The organism is Herbidospora daliensis, from assembly GCF_001570585.1.
GTDB classification, from domain to species: domain Bacteria; phylum Actinomycetota; class Actinomycetes; order Streptosporangiales; family Streptosporangiaceae; genus Herbidospora; species Herbidospora daliensis.
On record NZ_BBXF01000002.1, the window covers coordinates 1,404,671 to 1,419,765 of the forward strand.

15 protein-coding genes are annotated in these 15,095 nt (G+C 69.0%); 10 read left to right on the top strand and 5 right to left on the bottom strand.

Annotated elements, in window-relative coordinates; genetic code table 11:
• Positions 1-3 precede the first annotated feature (3 nt).
• Entirely contained in the window at positions 4-756 is a 753-nt protein-coding gene (locus AW274_RS12990) for a neutral zinc metallopeptidase (RefSeq protein WP_062431254.1), read from the top strand.
• Here AW274_RS12990 and AW274_RS12995 read toward each other — a convergent pair.
• Positions 749-1,621, bottom strand: coding sequence for a 3-methyladenine DNA glycosylase (locus tag AW274_RS12995; RefSeq protein ID WP_198169229.1), 873 nt, complete (start codon positions 1,619-1,621; stop codon positions 749-751). The genes AW274_RS12990 and AW274_RS12995 overlap by 8 nt on opposite strands.
• A 10-nt stretch (positions 1,622-1,631) precedes the next feature.
• Here AW274_RS12995 and AW274_RS13000 point away from each other — a divergent pair, with 10 nt between their 5' ends.
• Positions 1,632-2,345, top strand: a complete 714-nt coding sequence (locus AW274_RS13000; RefSeq protein WP_062431256.1) for an SDR family NAD(P)-dependent oxidoreductase — start codon at positions 1,632-1,634, stop codon at positions 2,343-2,345.
• Here the strand turns inward: AW274_RS13000 and AW274_RS13005 are convergent.
• The 3 genes from AW274_RS13005 to AW274_RS13015 all read right to left on the bottom strand — a co-directional run bounded on the left by AW274_RS13005 (position 2,342) and on the right by AW274_RS13015 (position 6,546).
• The gene (locus tag AW274_RS13005; protein WP_062431257.1) at positions 2,342-2,902 is read right to left on the bottom strand and encodes an SRPBCC family protein; all 561 of its coding nucleotides are present in this window, start codon (positions 2,900-2,902) and stop codon (positions 2,342-2,344) included. The two genes, AW274_RS13000 and AW274_RS13005, sit on opposite strands and share 4 nt — an antisense overlap.
• Complete coding sequence (locus AW274_RS13010; protein WP_062338109.1) at positions 2,899-3,222, bottom strand: ArsR/SmtB family transcription factor; 324 nt, start codon at positions 3,220-3,222, stop codon at positions 2,899-2,901. Before AW274_RS13010 ends, AW274_RS13005 begins: the two co-directional genes overlap by 4 nt.
• Before the next feature lie 165 nt (positions 3,223-3,387).
• Positions 3,388-6,546 carry an amidase family protein gene (locus tag AW274_RS13015; protein WP_198169157.1) on the bottom strand — a complete coding sequence of 1,053 codons (3,159 nt, stop codon included), beginning with the start codon at positions 6,544-6,546 and terminating at the stop codon, positions 3,388-3,390.
• Between the two features lie 158 nt (positions 6,547-6,704).
• On the opposite strand from AW274_RS13015, the gene AW274_RS13020 reads away from it, so the two are divergent.
• The 3 genes from AW274_RS13020 to AW274_RS13030 are packed head-to-tail and all read left to right on the top strand — an operon-like array spanning position 6,705 to position 7,948.
• A complete protein-coding gene (locus tag AW274_RS13020; protein WP_062431259.1) occupies positions 6,705-7,244 on the top strand; it encodes an NUDIX domain-containing protein in 540 nt (179 codons plus the stop codon).
• Between the two features lie 42 nt (positions 7,245-7,286).
• Positions 7,287-7,526 (top strand): hypothetical protein, encoded by a 240-nt coding sequence (locus tag AW274_RS13025; RefSeq protein ID WP_062431260.1) that lies wholly within the window; start codon positions 7,287-7,289, stop codon positions 7,524-7,526.
• The gene (locus AW274_RS13030) at positions 7,523-7,948 is read left to right on the top strand and encodes a type II toxin-antitoxin system VapC family toxin (protein ID WP_062431261.1); all 426 of its coding nucleotides are present in this window, start codon (positions 7,523-7,525) and stop codon (positions 7,946-7,948) included. The genes AW274_RS13025 and AW274_RS13030 overlap by 4 nt, the downstream gene beginning before the upstream one ends.
• Here AW274_RS13030 and AW274_RS13035 read toward each other — a convergent pair.
• Positions 7,945-9,792: an AMP-binding protein gene (locus AW274_RS13035; protein ID WP_157520099.1), complete on the bottom strand. Its 1,848-nt coding sequence runs from the start codon at positions 9,790-9,792 to the stop codon at positions 7,945-7,947. The genes AW274_RS13030 and AW274_RS13035 overlap by 4 nt on opposite strands.
• Positions 9,793-9,837: 45 nt before the next feature.
• On the opposite strand from AW274_RS13035, the gene AW274_RS13040 reads away from it, so the two are divergent.
• From AW274_RS13040 to AW274_RS13060, 5 genes are all read left to right on the top strand, one after another.
• The gene (locus AW274_RS13040) at positions 9,838-10,593 is read left to right on the top strand and encodes an inositol monophosphatase family protein (RefSeq protein WP_062431263.1); all 756 of its coding nucleotides are present in this window, start codon (positions 9,838-9,840) and stop codon (positions 10,591-10,593) included.
• A gap of 548 nt (positions 10,594-11,141) precedes the next feature.
• Positions 11,142-12,752, top strand: coding sequence for a glucuronyl esterase domain-containing protein (locus AW274_RS41945; RefSeq protein WP_232320097.1), 1,611 nt, complete (start codon positions 11,142-11,144; stop codon positions 12,750-12,752).
• Positions 12,753-12,838: 86 nt separating this feature from the next.
• Positions 12,839-13,609, top strand: coding sequence for a hypothetical protein (locus tag AW274_RS13050; RefSeq protein ID WP_062431264.1), 771 nt, complete (start codon positions 12,839-12,841; stop codon positions 13,607-13,609).
• Between the two features lie 63 nt (positions 13,610-13,672).
• Positions 13,673-14,449 carry a neutral zinc metallopeptidase gene (locus AW274_RS13055; protein WP_157520102.1) on the top strand — a complete coding sequence of 259 codons (777 nt, stop codon included), beginning with the start codon at positions 13,673-13,675 and terminating at the stop codon, positions 14,447-14,449.
• A 76-nt stretch (positions 14,450-14,525) separates the two neighbouring features.
• The gene (locus tag AW274_RS13060; RefSeq protein WP_062431266.1) at positions 14,526-15,056 is read left to right on the top strand and encodes a hypothetical protein; all 531 of its coding nucleotides are present in this window, start codon (positions 14,526-14,528) and stop codon (positions 15,054-15,056) included.
• The last annotated feature ends 39 nt before the right edge of the window (positions 15,057-15,095 follow it).

Sequence of the window (15,095 nt, forward strand, 5' to 3'; positions counted from 1 at the left end):
CCCATGAGCACCCCCCTCATCATCGGCCTGGCCGCCACCCTGCTGGCGCCGTCGGATCTGCCGGCCAAACTCGTGCAGAATCCCCTCTACAAGGCTGGGGCGCTGCCCGCCACGGCCTGCAAGGAGCCGGCGCTCAAGAAGAACGACGCCGCCTCGGCGAAGCGTTACCTGACCACGGTGTTCTCCTGCCTCGACCGGACGTGGGGCACGTACGCGAAGAAGAAGGGCCTGCCCTACAAGCGGCCGACCGTGCACATCATGACCGTTCCCGGCAAGAAGGACGTCTGCGGGACCGAGTGGCAGCACGACTACGTCGCCAACCTCTGCGGCACCACGATCGGCATCATGCTGAAGGACCACATGCTGAAGAAGCCCGATCCGCTCGCCCTCATGGACATGGCGGCGGGCATGGCGGGCCACGTGTTCCTCGACCGCGTCGGCATCAGTGACGCGACCATCGGCCAGATTCCCACGATCACCGACGCCGAGCAGGAGGAGATCAACCGCCGCGAGCTGCTCCAGCGCGACTGCATGTCGGGGGTGTTCGTCGGGAGCGTGTGGAAGTCGCTGAAGCGCCCGGCCAAAGACTGGTCGGCGCTGCTGAAATACCGCGAGCGGACCGGCGACGACTTCGTCGGCGGCCCGCGCCTGCGGGGTGACAGCGAGAGCATCGTCTACTGGATGAAGCGCGGCTACGCCAAGCGCGACCCCGGTGCCTGCAACACCTGGACCGCCTCGGCCCGACAGGTCAGGTGAGTTCGGGTTCGGGCCGGGTGGTCAGCCGGTCGCACCAGGCGATCAGTTCGGCGCGCAGCGGGGCCGCGCGGGCGGCGAACTCCCGCTGCGTCGCCGCGTAGGTCGTGCGGCCCTCGGGCGTTTCGATCGGGATCGGTTCGTAGCCCAGGTGGCGCAGGTCATAGGGGCTGGCGCGCATGTCGACCGCTCTGATGTCCCAGGCGAGTTCGAAGCAGTCGGCGACCAGTTCGCCGGGCACCAGCGGCGAGAGTTTGACCGCCCACTTGTAGAGGTCCATGTTCGCGTGCAGGCAGCCGGGCTGTTCGGTCGCGGGCTGGAGTTCGCGGGAGAGCGGCAGCGTGTTCAGCGGGCGGGCGGGTTCGGTGAAGAAGCGGTAGGCGTCGAAGTGGGTGCACTTCAGCGGGCGTTCCTCGACGGCGGCGGCGACCCGCTGCGGTGACAGGCGGAGCGGCTGGGCGGAGTGGCGGATCTCCTCGGTCCGGTAGACCATGGCCCATTCGTGCATGCCGAAGCAGCCGAACTGGCCCGCCCGGGAGGCGGTGCGGCGCAGCAGGCCGGCGATCCAGGTGATCGAGTCGAGGCGGCGGGCGACCAGGTCGGCGACGTCGAGGGTCTGGCCGCCGGGCACGGCGACGTAGCCGGTGCCGAAGTCGGCGGCGCCTTCCAGCACGGTGAACGCCCCCGGGTGCCAGCGCCGCAACCGGCTGGGGCGGTAGCCGTAGTAGCTGAACAGGAAGTCCTCGACCGGGTGGGCCTGCGATCGCCTGCGGCGTTCGAGGTGGGGCTCGATCCACACGTCCACCCGCGTGTGGTGGGCCTCCTGGCGGGCCCGCCACTGTCGCTCGTCCAGCCTTGTCACGCGCATCATGCTAGACATGCGACGTACCTATGTGGTCACCGGAGGAGGCCGGGGGATCGGCCGGGCCATCGCCGAGCGGTTGTCACGCGACGGCCGGGTGGTGGTGGTCGACCTCGATCCCGGTCCCGTCGGCATCCCCGTGCAGGGCGACGCGGCCGATCCGGCCGTCGCCGAGAGGGCCGCCGACCTGGCCGAGGAGCACGGCGATCTGGTCGGCTGGGTCAACAATGCCGCGATATTTCGTGACGTGTCCCTCCACGGCACCCCGCCGCGCGAGGTGATCGACGTGATCGGGCTCAATCTCGACCCCGTCGTCGTCGGCTGCGCGGCGGCCATCGGGAGGTTCCTGCCGAAGAAGCGGGGCGCGATCGTCAACGTCTCCTCCCACCAGGCGCAGCGGCCGGTCAGGGGAGCCGTGGCCTACGCGACGGCGAAGGCCGCCACCGAGGGGCTCACGAAGGCGCTCGCCGTCGACTACGGGCCTGATGGCATCAGGGTCAACGCGGTCGCGCTGGGTTCGATCTGGACGGAGCGCTACGCGGCGTACACGAACGAGCAGGTGGAGGAGGAGATGCGCCGCCTCCACCCGATCGGGCGGGTCGGCCGGCCGGAGGAGGTCGCCGACACCGTCGCCTACCTGCTCTCCGACGCCGCCTCGTTCGTCAGCGGGGCCGTGCTGCCCGTGGACGGCGGCCGCGCGGCGCTGGGCCATGATCCTGAAGAGGTCTAGGACGCGTACTGCTGCAGGGCCATCTGCCGGGCCGTCTCGATCTCCTCGGCCGTCGCGGTGCCGGACGCCTCGATCGCGGCGGCCCAGGCGGCCACGGTGGCCTGCCCGTATTCGGGGGTGACCTGGCCCTGCGCCTCCTTGCCGCCGAGGAAGAGCTCCAGCGCCAGGAACGCCTCGTCCCAGCCGGGGCCGACCCAGAGCGCGCCCGCGCCGCTCTGCGCCATCGCGAGCGGGACCGAATGGGTCAGTTCGAGGGTGGTCGCGTCGTCGTCGCCGGTCAGGGTGACCGTGACGACGCTCGTCTCGTCGCCGTAGGTGACCTTCAGCAGCGGCTTCTCGCAGGTCAGGATCGTGCCGCCGGCCCCGCCCTCGGTGGCGAACACGCCGCCGGGCCGCAGGTCGCCGCTGACCGGGAGGAACCAGCGCTTGAGGCGTTCGGGGTCGGTCAGCGCGTCCCAGACGTCGTCGACGGGGGAGCGGAAGTCGCGGCGCAGCACGACGGCGACGGTCTCGTCGTCGCGGGTGACCTCGCGGGAGGTCCAGCCGATGTCGATCATTTCTTCCTCCTGGTGCGAGCCAGCTCGGTCTCCAGGGCGTCGAGGCGCTGGGACCAGAATCGGCGAAACGGTTCGAGCCACACGTCGACCTCCCTGAGAGGGGTGGAATCGACGACGTAGAGGCGTCGGGTGCCCTCGGCGCGCACGGTCGCGAAGCCGCTCTCGCGCAGCACCCGCAGGTGCTGCGCGACGGCCGAATGCGAGATCCCGAACTCCGCCCGCACGGTCGCGGTGATCGCACCGGAGGTCAGCTCGCCCTCGCTGAGCAGCTCGATGATGCGGCGGCGCACGGGATCGCCCAACACGTCGAAGGCGTTCACGTGCCCGACTATGTCAGGTCTTGCTTATATAAGTCAACGCCGACATACAAGAGCCCTTTTCTTTACGGCTCCGCCCACCCTGAGACCGGGGCGAGCGGCTCACGACGTACACCCAAAAAAGAAGGGCCCGCGCGGGGAACGCGGGCCCTTCTCGTCTTCTGGCGGTTATCCCTTGTAGCGAGGCGCCTGGCGGTCGCCCGGCAGGCAGAACTCCCCGGTGAAGAAGGTGCTCTCCGGCACGCAGCGCCACATGCTCGGGTTGGTGTAGCTGGGCGCGAGGCGGTCGTCGATCGCCTGCTCCAGCGCGTGGCCGCCCGCCAGCAGCTTCGCCTCGGAGAAGGCGCCGCCGATGAGGGTCACCCCGATGGGGTTGCGGCCCGCCGAGCTGGCCTGCACGCCGTAGCCGGCCGGGATGGTCAGCGCGGGGTAGCCGGCGCGGTCGGCGTAGCCGATCACGTTGCTGCCGCTCGGGACCATGATCAGGTCGTGGTCGCCGAGGACCGCGTCCAGGACCGCCTTGTTCGCGGCCTTGCCGTTCGCGAGGTCGGCCGTGTACTTGGCGCTGGTCGCGGGGTCGGACAGGTCGACCGCGTTGGCGGCCAGCAGCTGGCCCTGCTGGTACTTCAGGCCCTCGACCGGGTTGGCGACGTTGTAGTCGATGATGCTCTGCAGCGTCGTCCCGGGCTTGGTCGCGGCCAGGTAGGCGTTGACGTCACGCTTGAACTCGGTGCCGACGACGCTGTCGGTCGCGGCCGGCGTGGCGACGTTCACCTGGGTCACGGTCGCGCCGAGACCCTGGAGCTTGGCGATCGCGTCCTGGAATGGCGCGCTCGTGCTGGACACCACGGCGATCTTCTTGCCCGTGAGGGCGTCGGCCTTGAGGTCCTTCGTGTAGTCGACCGGGCTCGCCGGGTCGGCGATCACGTTGAGGATCGTCGCGGCGTCGCCGACGCTGCGGGTGATCGGGCCGAGCGCGTCCTGCGACTTGGCGACCGGCAGCACACCGGCGGTGCTGACCAGGCCGACGGTCGGCTTGAGGCCCACCACGCCGGCCGCGTCGGCCGGGGCGAGGAGCTGCGCCGAGTCGGGCGAGGTCTCCATGCCGATCGTGATCGCGGCCAGACCCGAGGCGGTGGCCGCCGCGGCGCCGGCCGACGAACCCGCCGGGGTCTTGTCGGTGTCGTTCGGCAGCAGGACCTGGCCGCCGAGCGAGCTGTAGCCCTTGGGCAGGTTGGCGTCGAAGACGCCGTTCAGCTCGGTGACGTTGGTCTTGCCCAGGATGATCGCCCCGGCCGCCTTCAGCTTGGCGACGAGGGCCGCGTCGGCGGCGGGCCTGGTGCCCTGGAGGGCGATCGAGCCGCCGGTGGTCGACAACGACGTGGCGTCGATGGTGTCGTTCAGCAGCACCGGCAGGCCCCAGAGGGCGGGACGCGCGTCGGGGCTGCGGTACCGGCCGCGCTCGTGGTCGAGCTTGCGGGCCTCCTTGATCGCGTCCACGTTGATCTCGCGCACGGCCTGGAGGGCCGGGCCCTCGGCGTTGGTCAGCGCGATGCGGTCGAGGTAGGCGCGGGTGAGCTCCTCGGCCGAGACCTCGTCGGCCTTGAGCTTGGCCAGCAGGCTGGTGGCCGTCTCGGTCTCCAGCGAGAAGCCGAGGGCACGCGAGTCGTAGCCGGTCACCTTGAGGACGGCGTCGTAGTCAGGGTTGCAACCACCACGCGCGGCGAACGGCGGGGCCGGGGTCGTCTTCGCGCAGCGGTACATGCTCGGGTTCACCAGCGAGGCCGGCTGGCGGAGCTTGGTGGCCTGCTCGATGACGTAGGCGACGCCGATGAGGTCGTACTCGTCGTAGGCGGCGCCGTGCACGGCCACGTTCTGGGCGCGCCGCTGGGTCGCGGTGTAGCCCATCGGGATCGTGATCGTCGGGTAACCGGCCTGCGGGGCGCTCGGCGTGCTGCCCAGGATGGCGATCACCGGGTCGGCCGGCTGCGCCGGGTCCGAGTTGGTGAACGTCATCATGTCGTCGATGGCCTTGTGCCAGGCGGCCTTACGGATCGCCAGGTTGGTCCGGTAGAGCTGCTCGGTGGCGCCGCCCGGGGTCACGTCCGACTGCGACGCGTTCAGGTGGGAGTTGTTGCCGAACTTGAGCGCCTGGTGCGCCTCGGCCTGGTTGACCTGGATCTCCTGGAGCAGCGACTTGATCGGCGCCTGCGGGCCGAGCCGCTCGTAGTAGGAGTTGATGCTCTTGTGCTGCTCGTAGCCGCTGGGCAGCGCGGGCAGCGACGGGATCGTCGCCGTCGGGCGGGGCACCATGACGGCGCCGGCGGCCACCAGGGCGTCGTACGCGATCTTGAGCGGGCTGCCCTCGGTGAGGTTGCCGTTGTAACCGATCTTCTTGCCCCGGACGAAGTTCAGGTCGAGGGCCTTCATGTAGTCGGGCAGCGTGGCGGGCAGCGCCGGGATGATGCCCTTCTCGACGTAGTCGTCGCCGAACATGGCCTTGTACCCGGCGTCGGCCACCGGGTCGGGCCCGGCGATCGAGGCCAGCGTGAGCGCGGCGTCGGAGACGCTGCGGACCATGGGCCCGGCGATGTCCTGCGAGGCCGAGATGGGCGCGATGCCGTAGCCGGGCACCAGACCCACGGTGGGCCGCAGACCCACGAGCGACTGCGCGTTCGATGGCGAGATGATCGAGCCGGAGGTCTCGGTCCCGATGCCCAGCGTCGACAGCGCCGCCGCCATGGCCGCGCCGGTCCCCGACGACGACCCGGAGGGGTTCTGGTCGGCGTCGATGCCGTTGACGACCTGGCCGCCGTAGTTCCCGAAGCCGGAGGGCTGGTTGCCGAAACTGTTGGCGTACTCGGACAGGCCCACCTTGCCGAGGATCACGACACCGTGTTCCTTCAGCTTCTTGGTGATGCCGGCGTCGCTGGCCGGGAACGACTGCCGGAGCGACCAGTTGTTCGCCGTCGTGGCCATGCCCTCGACGTCGATCAGGTCCTTGAGCAGGATCGGCAGCCCCATGGCCGGGCCGAGCGACTTGCCCTTCTTGCGGAGACGGTCGTACGCCTCCGCTTCCCTTAAGGCGTTCGGATTGAGGTCGGTGACCGCGTTCAGTCCGGGCCCGCGCTTGTTCAGCGCGGTGATCCGGTCGATGTACGCCTTGGTCAGCTCGACCGAGGTCAGCTTGCCGGCGGCCATGAGGGAGATGGCCTCGGCACCGGTCAGCGCCTCGAGGTCGAGCTCGACCTTGGCGGCTGCCGGTTGCGCGTGCAGGGTGACGAGAGTGAGGGAGAGAGTAGCGAGGGAGATCAGGACTTTGCGCACCACGTGCTCCTTGAGGAACCCGGTAATGCGCTGGACGCTATAGATCATCCGTTACGGTGATATGTCATATATGTTCCCTGGGCGATACCGCCCGTACTGACGGGTTTAACGGACGTCCGAGACCCTGGACCCTTCCACCACGCCTAGGGTGAGCAGCCATGGACGACCAGCAACGACGCGCGATCACCACGATCTCCACCCGGGAGGTCTACCGGAACGCCTGGATGAGCGTCATCGAAGACGAGATCGTGCTCCCCGACGGCACGCCGGGCATCTACGGCTACGTCCAGCGGGCCGACTTCGTCCTGGTCATCCCCGAGGAGAACGGCGGCTTCCACCTCGTCGAGGAGTACCGCTACCCGATCAAGCGCCGCTCGTGGAGCTTCCCGCAGGGCTCGGCGGTGGCCCCCACCCGCGACGACGAGGCACGGACCGAACTCGCGGAGGAGACGGGGCTGCGAGCTGAGGAGTTGCGGTTCCTGGGACGGCTCGACAACTCCCACGGCCTGAGCACCCAGTCGATGCACGTCTTCGTGGCGACGGGCCTGACCCCGGGCGAGACGGCCCGGGAGGCGACGGAACAGGACATGCGCCAGAAGTGGGTGTCACGCGCGGATTTCGAGCAGATGATCCTGCGCGGCGACGTCACCGACGCGTCATCCGTGGCGGCTTACGGGCTCTATCAGATGAGGCTCTGAAACCTTCCTGCCAGCCATTTTGGGCCGGGTTACACTGGCGCCATGAGTGCCGATCCCGCCTACGAAGAGCTGCACCACCTGGTCGACCGGCTTTCGCCCGGCCAGGCGAGTCGCGTGCTGCGACTGGTGCAGGACGAACTCGCCGACCCGGCGACCGAAGACCCGGTCGCCGAGAGCCCGCAGCGTCACCTGACGATCGCCGGCATCGGCGCTTCCGGCGAGAGTGATATTTCCGAACGGATCGAAGAAATCACAGCGGAGCGGTTCAATCGCTCAGTGTGACCATAACGCTGCTCGACACCAGCCCTCTGTATGCCCTTGTTGATCGTGACGACCAGCACCACTTCCTGTGCCTGCGTCTCTTGGAGAACCTCAAGGGGCGGATCTTCTTGCCTACGACGATCTTGGCTGAGGCGGGTTGGATCATCAATGACAGGCTTGGCCCCGAGGTGCACGCCCGCTTCCTTGAGCTCGCGGTCGAGGAGTTCGAGCTCGTGGAGTTGGGCCCCGTTGACATCCGCCGCATGGCGGAACTCGTCCGCCAATACAGGTCCGCGTGTCTCGACACGGCCGACGTCTCCGTCATGGCCATCGCCGAGCGGCTGGGTGTCAAGCAGATAGCGACCCTGGATCGCCGGGATTTCGGCCTGGTACGTCCACGCCACACCCCCGCGTTCCACCTGCTGCCCGAGACCGTCCCCTAGGAGACCTCGGGTCGGAGCACCGCGCGCAGGTTCTCCAGGACCGACGGGTCTTCGATCGTCGACGGCACCGGTTCGTCGCGGCCGTCGGCGAGGGCGCGCATCGAGCGGCGGAGGATCTTGCCCGAGCGGGTCTTCGGCAGGGCTGGGACGACCGCCACGTCGCGGAACGCCGCCACCGGGCCGATCTCGCGGCGGACCGCGTGGATCAGGTCGTCGGCGAGGCGGGCCGGGGTGATGTCGGCGCCCGCCTTCAGGACCACCAGGCCCAGCGGCACTTGACCCTTGACCTGGTCTGACACGCCGATGACCGCGCATTCGGCCACAGCCGGGTGGGCGGCCAGGACCGTTTCCATGGTGCCGGTCGACAGGCGGTGGCCGGCGACGTTGATCACGTCGTCGGTGCGGCCCATGACGTACAGGTAGCCGTCGTCGTCGACGTAGCCGCCGTCGCCGGTCAGGTAGTGGCCCGGGTGGCGGGTCAGGTATTCGCGGATGTAGCGCTCGTCGTCGTGCCACAGGGTGGGCAGGGAGCCGGGCGGCAGCGGCAGCTTCAAGGTGATCGCGCCGTCGGGCTGGATCTGGACGTCCCAGCCGGGGAGCGGGACCGTCGCCGAGCCCGGCTTGGTCGGCAAGGGGTCCAGGCCGCGGGGGTTGGCGGCGATGGGCCAGCCGGTCTCCGTCTGCCACCAGTGGTCGACGACCGGCACGCCCAGCCGTTCGCCCGCCCAGTGGTAGGTGTCGGGGTCGAGGCGTTCGCCGGCCAGGTAGAGGGCGCGGAAGGTCTTCAGGTCGCCGATCAGCTTCCCGTCGGGGTCGACGCGCTTGATCGCCCGCAGCGCCGTGGGGGCGGTGAACAGCGTCACCACGCCGTGTTCGGCGACGATCCGCCAGAAGGCCCCGGCGTCGGGGGTGCCGACGGGTTTGCCCTCGTAGAGGACGGTGGTGGCGCCGATGAGGAGGGGGGCGTACACGATGTAGCTGTGGCCGACCACCCAGCCCACGTCGGAGGCGGTCCACCAGACCTCGCCGGGGGCGACGTCGTAGACGTTCAGCATCGACCAGGCCAGCGCGACCGCGTGGCCGCCGGTGTCGCGGACGATGCCCTTCGGGCGGCCGGTCGTGCCCGAGGTGTAGAGGATGTAGAGCGGGTCGGTGGCCTTCATCGGCACCGGGTCGGCCGGTGACGCGCTCGACATGAGCTCGAACCAGTCGACGTCGCGTTCGTCCATGCGGGCGACCCCCTGGTCGCGCTGGAGCATGACGATGACGTCGGGGCGGTGCCGGGACAGGCCGAGGGCCTGGTCGATGATCGGGCGATATTCGACGGTACGGTTCGGCTCCAGCCCGCACGAAGCGGCCACGATGGCCTTGGGGGCGGCGTCGTCGATGCGGGCGGCCAGTTCACGCGGCGCGAAGCCGCCGAACACGACCGAGTGGATCGCGCCGATCCGGGCGCAGGCCAGCATCGCGATCACGGCCTCGGGCACCATCGGCATGTAGATCACCACCCGGTCGCCCACACCGACGCCGAGCGACCGCAGCCCCCCGGCGAACCGGGCGACCTGGTCGGTGAGCTGCTCGTAGGTGAACCGCCTGACCTGCCCGGTCATCGCGCTGTCCCAGATGAGCGCGGTCTGCCCGCCCCGGCCGGTGGCGACGTGCCGGTCGAGGCAGTTGTACGCCGTGTTCAGCTCCCCGTCGGGAAACCAGCGGTAGAGCGGGGCGGCCGAGTCGTCGAGGGCACGGGAGGGCGGGGTGACCCAGTCGACCGCGCGGGCGGCCTCCAGCCAGAACGTCTCCGGATCGGCCAGGCTGCGCCGGTACACGTCTCGATAGTCGGCCATGAACTTCACAGTACGCCTGCGCTGTCCGGGGGTCAGGATGGACATATGAGTCTTTCTGATGCGGAACTGGCCATCGCCGCCGCCGAAGCGGGCGCCTCCGTCGTCCGCTCCCTCTACGGCAAGCCGGTGCCCCGATACGACAAGACGTCCGTCGACTTCGCCACCCAGGCCGACCTGGAAGCCGAGCAGGCGATCCTCGACCTGATCAGGAAACACCGCCCCGACGACGCCTTCCTGGGCGAGGAGACCGGCCTGAGCGGCTCCTCCGACCGGACGTGGATGGTCGACCCCCTGTGCGGCACCCTGAACTTCGCCGCCCAGACCCCCTTGATCGCCGTGAACGTGGCCCTGCGTGTGGACGGCCAAGATGTGGCCGCGGCGGCGGCCGACCCGATCAGCGGCGAGGTCTTCTGGACCGACGGCGTCCGCGCCCAGGTCGGCGACCAGGTGCTGACGCCGTCGCCCGACTCGAAGCTGGTCGACTTCAACCTCGACCCGCCCTACGGGGACCTGCTGTCGGTGATCGCGGCCCCCGGCTTCGCCGAGCGGTTCAGCCCCCGGGTCATGTCGACGTCGCTGGCCTGCTTCTGGGTCGCGGCGGGCCGGCGGGCGGCTTATCTGAGTGACGGCGACAAGCGGGACAGCGTGCACTTCGCGGCGGCCCTGGCGGTCTGCCGGACGGCGGGATGCGTGGTGACCGACCTCAACGGGGGACCGTTCGAGACGGGGGAGGGGCTGCTGGTGGCGGCCGACCGGGAGACGCACGAGGCGTTGCTGGGCCTGATCCTGTCCGGCCGATGAAAAAGGCCCTATAGCCTCCCTTCCATGCGGCGATCAATCATTCACACCCTCGCGGTAGTCGGGCTGATCGCCGCGGCGGGCGCTTTCTGGGTGGCGAGGTCTTCGGAGCCGGATCTCGGGGATTACCAGATCATGCAATTCCTGGAGACCTCGCCTCGGCCCTGACAGTGCTTCTGTGAATCCGGTCCCGAATACCACTGCGCGGACCACTGACGGGAGAATCCCGTTAGAGGTGGCTCCGGAGATTCGATCGACGCGAAGGGACCGGGCGCGTTCCGCTGCTGCCAGGCGCCGCGGGAAGGGCATCCGCCGACCGCGATCCGTTCGAGCGCTTTCGGGGAGGGGGTCCCCGAAACATTTCGATCCGAAGGTCGTCTGAAAACCGATGATTTCAGCTATTTTCGACCGACGCTGAAACGTACAACAGAATCGAAGCAGTTCACAGCCGTCTGGTGGGTCGAAAGATTTCGCTGCAACGTTGACGACTTTCGGACCCCTTCACACACTGGGCCAGCCACCCAAGACCCCCCTCCCGAAGGGAGAGCCCAGTGTCCTTCCGTTCGATGGCCGTCGTGTTCACGACGGCCGTCCTCACGATCGCCGGAGCGGTCGCCCTGTCGCCAGCCGAGGCCGCCTCCACGGTCGAGAACGAGGGCGCCGACTGCGCCGTCACCCTGCCCGACGCCGGGTCGCTCCCGACCAACTCCCGCCTGCCCGACCCGTTCCGGCGGCTGAACAACACCCGGATCACCAGCAAGGCCGACTGGCGGTGCCGCCGTGAGGAGATCAAGCGCCTCTCGGAGCGCTTCATCTACGGTGAGAAGCCCGGCAAGCCGTCGAGCGTCACCGGCACCGTCTCCCGGACGAGCATCACCGTCAACGTCTCCCACCAGGGCCGCAGCTCCAGTTTCTCCGCCCCGGTCGAGGTGCCCAGCGGCAACGGTCCGTTCCCCGTCGTGGTCGTGTACGGCGGATTCGGCGCCGACATCAACACCATCAAGGCCGCCGGGGTGGCCGTCATCAGGTACGACCCCTACACGGTCGGCCGCGAAGGCACCCCGCGCACCAACAAGCAGGGCGCCTTCTACAGCATTTACGGCGCGCAGAGCCAGACCGGCCTGCTGGCCGCCTGGGGCTGGGGCGTCTCCCGCATCATCGACGTCATCGAGGCGTCCGGGAGCTCGATCCTCAAGGCCGACGCGACCGGCGTGACCGGCTGTTCCCGCTTCGGCAAGGGCGCGTTCGTCGCGGGCGCCTTCGACCAGCGCATCGCGCTGACCATGCCGATCGAGTCGGGCACGGCCGGCGTGCCGATCCTGAGAGGGGTGCCGGGCGAAGGCGCGCAGAGCCTGAGCAGCGCCTACGGCGAGCAGCCGTGGTTCGGCGACGCGTTCGGCTCGTTCACCGGCAGCCCGAACCGGCTGCCCGTCGACACCCACTCGGTCGTCGCCATGATCGCTCCGCGCGGCCTGTACGTCATGGACAACCCGCACATCGCCAACCTCGGCCCGCGTTCGGCCAGCGTCGCGGCCCTGGCCGGAGCCGAGGTCTACAAGGCGCTCGGCGCGGGCGAGAACATCTCCTACTGGTCGGACGTCGCCGACGGCACCCACTGCGCCAACCGCACGGAGTGGCGCGACCAGCTCACCAAGAACCTGCGCAAACACCTGCTGAAGACGGGCAACGACGCGGGCGCGATCCGCGTCTCGTCCCGGGCGTCGGGCAACCTGGCCGAGTGGCGCGACTGGACCACCCCCACCCTGACCGACGGCCCATACCCGAGCCCGACCCCCACTCCCACCCCCACTCCGAGTCCGACTCCCACGCCGACCCCCACCCCGACGCCGACCCCCACGCCCACCCCGACCCCCGGCGGGGCGTGCTCGGCGACGTACCGGCAGGTCAACACCTGGCCGCAGGGCTTCCAGGGTGAGGTGACGGTACGAGCAGGCACCGCCGCCATCCAGGGCTGGACCGTGACCTGGACCTGGCCCGGTTCGCAGACCGTCACCCAGATCTGGGGCGGGGTGCGGTCGGGCACCGGTCAGATCCGGAACGAGACCTACAACGGCAACCTCGGCCCGAACGCCACCACCACGTTCGGCTTCACCGGCGCCGGCACGGCCGCCACACCTACGCTGACCTGCACCAGCCCGTGATCCTCACGCGATGAGTGGGCCCGTGGCGACACGGGCCCATTTCGTGACTTGCCGCTTTACAGCCGTCCCGGCACGATGTGGGGCTTGTGAGACGAACCCTCATCCCCGGACTGGTTTTAACCGTCGCCCTGGCAGGACTCGCGACGCCCGCCCACGCCGACCCGGCCGATGACCCCAAGCTGACCGAGAACACGCTCTACACCGGTGGCACGATCCCCCGGTCGACCTGCGCCGAGAAGCCGATCAAGCGGCGCAACGACGTGGCGGCCGCGAAGGCCTACGTCACCCTCCTGATGGGCTGCCTCGACCGCGTGTGGTCGAAGCAACTGGCCAAGTCGGGCGTCAAGTTCAGGAAGCCCAAGGTCAAGCTGCTGACGAAGGACCCGGCGAGCTACTGCCGGTTGAAGTGGGAGAAGAACGACTACTCCGACTACTGCGAGGACAAGAGGGAGATCCTCCTGGTCCTCGACCGGACCCTGCTCAACGTCGACCCCGACGACCTGTGGCTCTGGGTCACGGTCGCCAGCAGGTACGCGGAGCACGTGCAGTACCTCACCGGCATCGAGAGGGCCATGTTCAAGATCCTCCCGGAGGAGGGCGAACCCGGCTTCGACGAGACCCTCCGGCGCACCTTCCTCCAGGCCTACTGCCTCACCGGCGTCTTCACCGGCAGCGTCTACGCGTCGATGCCGCGACGGGCGTCCGACTGGCGGGGCGTCGTGAAGGACTGGGCCGGGCCCGGCGACAAGACCATGGGAAGCGCCAAGAGCGTCACCTATTGGATGAACCGCGGGTTCAGCTCACGCAACCCCAAGTACTGCAACACCTGGTCCGCCCCGAACGCGCAGGTTGCCTAACCACGCCCGACTTCGCCGCCCGCCCTTGCGCGATCTTCGGCGAACCACCACGATCGGGGATTTGTGCGACGAGCCCTCATCCCCGGTCTGGTGTCCGCCCTCGCCCTCACCGGGCTCGCTTCACCCGCGGGCGCGCATCCCCAGTCCGACCCGCTGCTCGCCGAGAACGCCCTCTATTCGACGGGGCCCATCCCGCGTTCCTCCTGCGCGGAGAAGCCGATCAAGCGGCGCAACCACGTCCCGACCGCCAGGGCCTATGTGACGTTCGTCGCCGCCTGTCTCGACCGGGTCTGGTCGAAGCAGTTCGCCAAGGCGAAGCTGCCGTTCAAGAAGCCGAAGTTGCAGCTGCTCGCCAAGAACCCGGTGTGGTTCTGCGACCTCAAATGGGATAAGCGCTGGTCGTCCGGCTACTGCGGCGACTACCGGACGATCACCGTCGTCCTCGACCGGCGGATGCTCAACCGCGACCCGGACGACCTGTCGCTCTTCACGCTCACCGCCGCCCTCTACGGCGAGCACGTGCAGCGGCTCGCCGGGATCGAGAAGGCGTGGGTGCGGGCCCTTCCCGAGCCGCAGGACCTCGGTTTCGAGGAGGACGAGGACGACATCGTCCGCCGGGTGCTGTTGCAGGCGGAGTGCTTCGGCGCCGCCTTCACGGCCAGCGTCTATCCGTCGATGCCGCGGAAGAAGTCCGACTGGACGGACCTCGTGCGCAAACGGACCAAGGAGCGCCACATGGGCGGCGCGGAGAACATCACGTACTGGCTGAACCAGGGTTTCACCACGCGTGACCTGCAGGACTGCAACACCTGGCGAGCGGAGAACTGGCGGGTCGCCTGAAATCTCAGGATCTTGCCAAGAAGGGTCCCTATCGTCCCGAGCGCCAAGAACGCTCACACGAAAGGGAATCCCTCCCATGCGGCGTAGTACCTTCGTCCCCGCTCTGCTCGGCGCGGCTCTGGCCGGCGCCACCCTGGTCGGCGTCGCCCCCGCTTCGGCGACGACCGGCACCCCGTGCGAGAAGGCGCCGTGGATCGGCCAGGTTCAGGGCAAGCCCAAGGGCCTCACCCCGGGGGCTCGGGCCGGTAACTACTTCTGGCACGACAAGGCCGGCTTCCACCTGCGCATCACCCAGAAGAAGCCGCGCAAGGCCACGACCTACACCGGCACCATCACCTCGAACACCCCGATCCGCGACTTCAAGTGGGTCAAGCTCGAGGAGAAGCAGGACTCGGTCGTGCTGTCCGAGGACAAGCTGACCATCACCTTCAAGGTCGTCAACCACGGCTGGGTCGACGGCTTCTCGTTCCGCACCTCGTGCGCCGACAGCCTGACCGTCTCGGGGCTGACCATCAACACGAAGGCGCTGCCGGCCGGCAAGGTCTACCTGGGCAAGACCAAGGCCCACCCGGCCTCCATCCCCTTCACCGTGCACCGCAAGGCTTAAACTGCCAGGTCCGGCCACGTTTCGGCCGGAGGAGGTAAG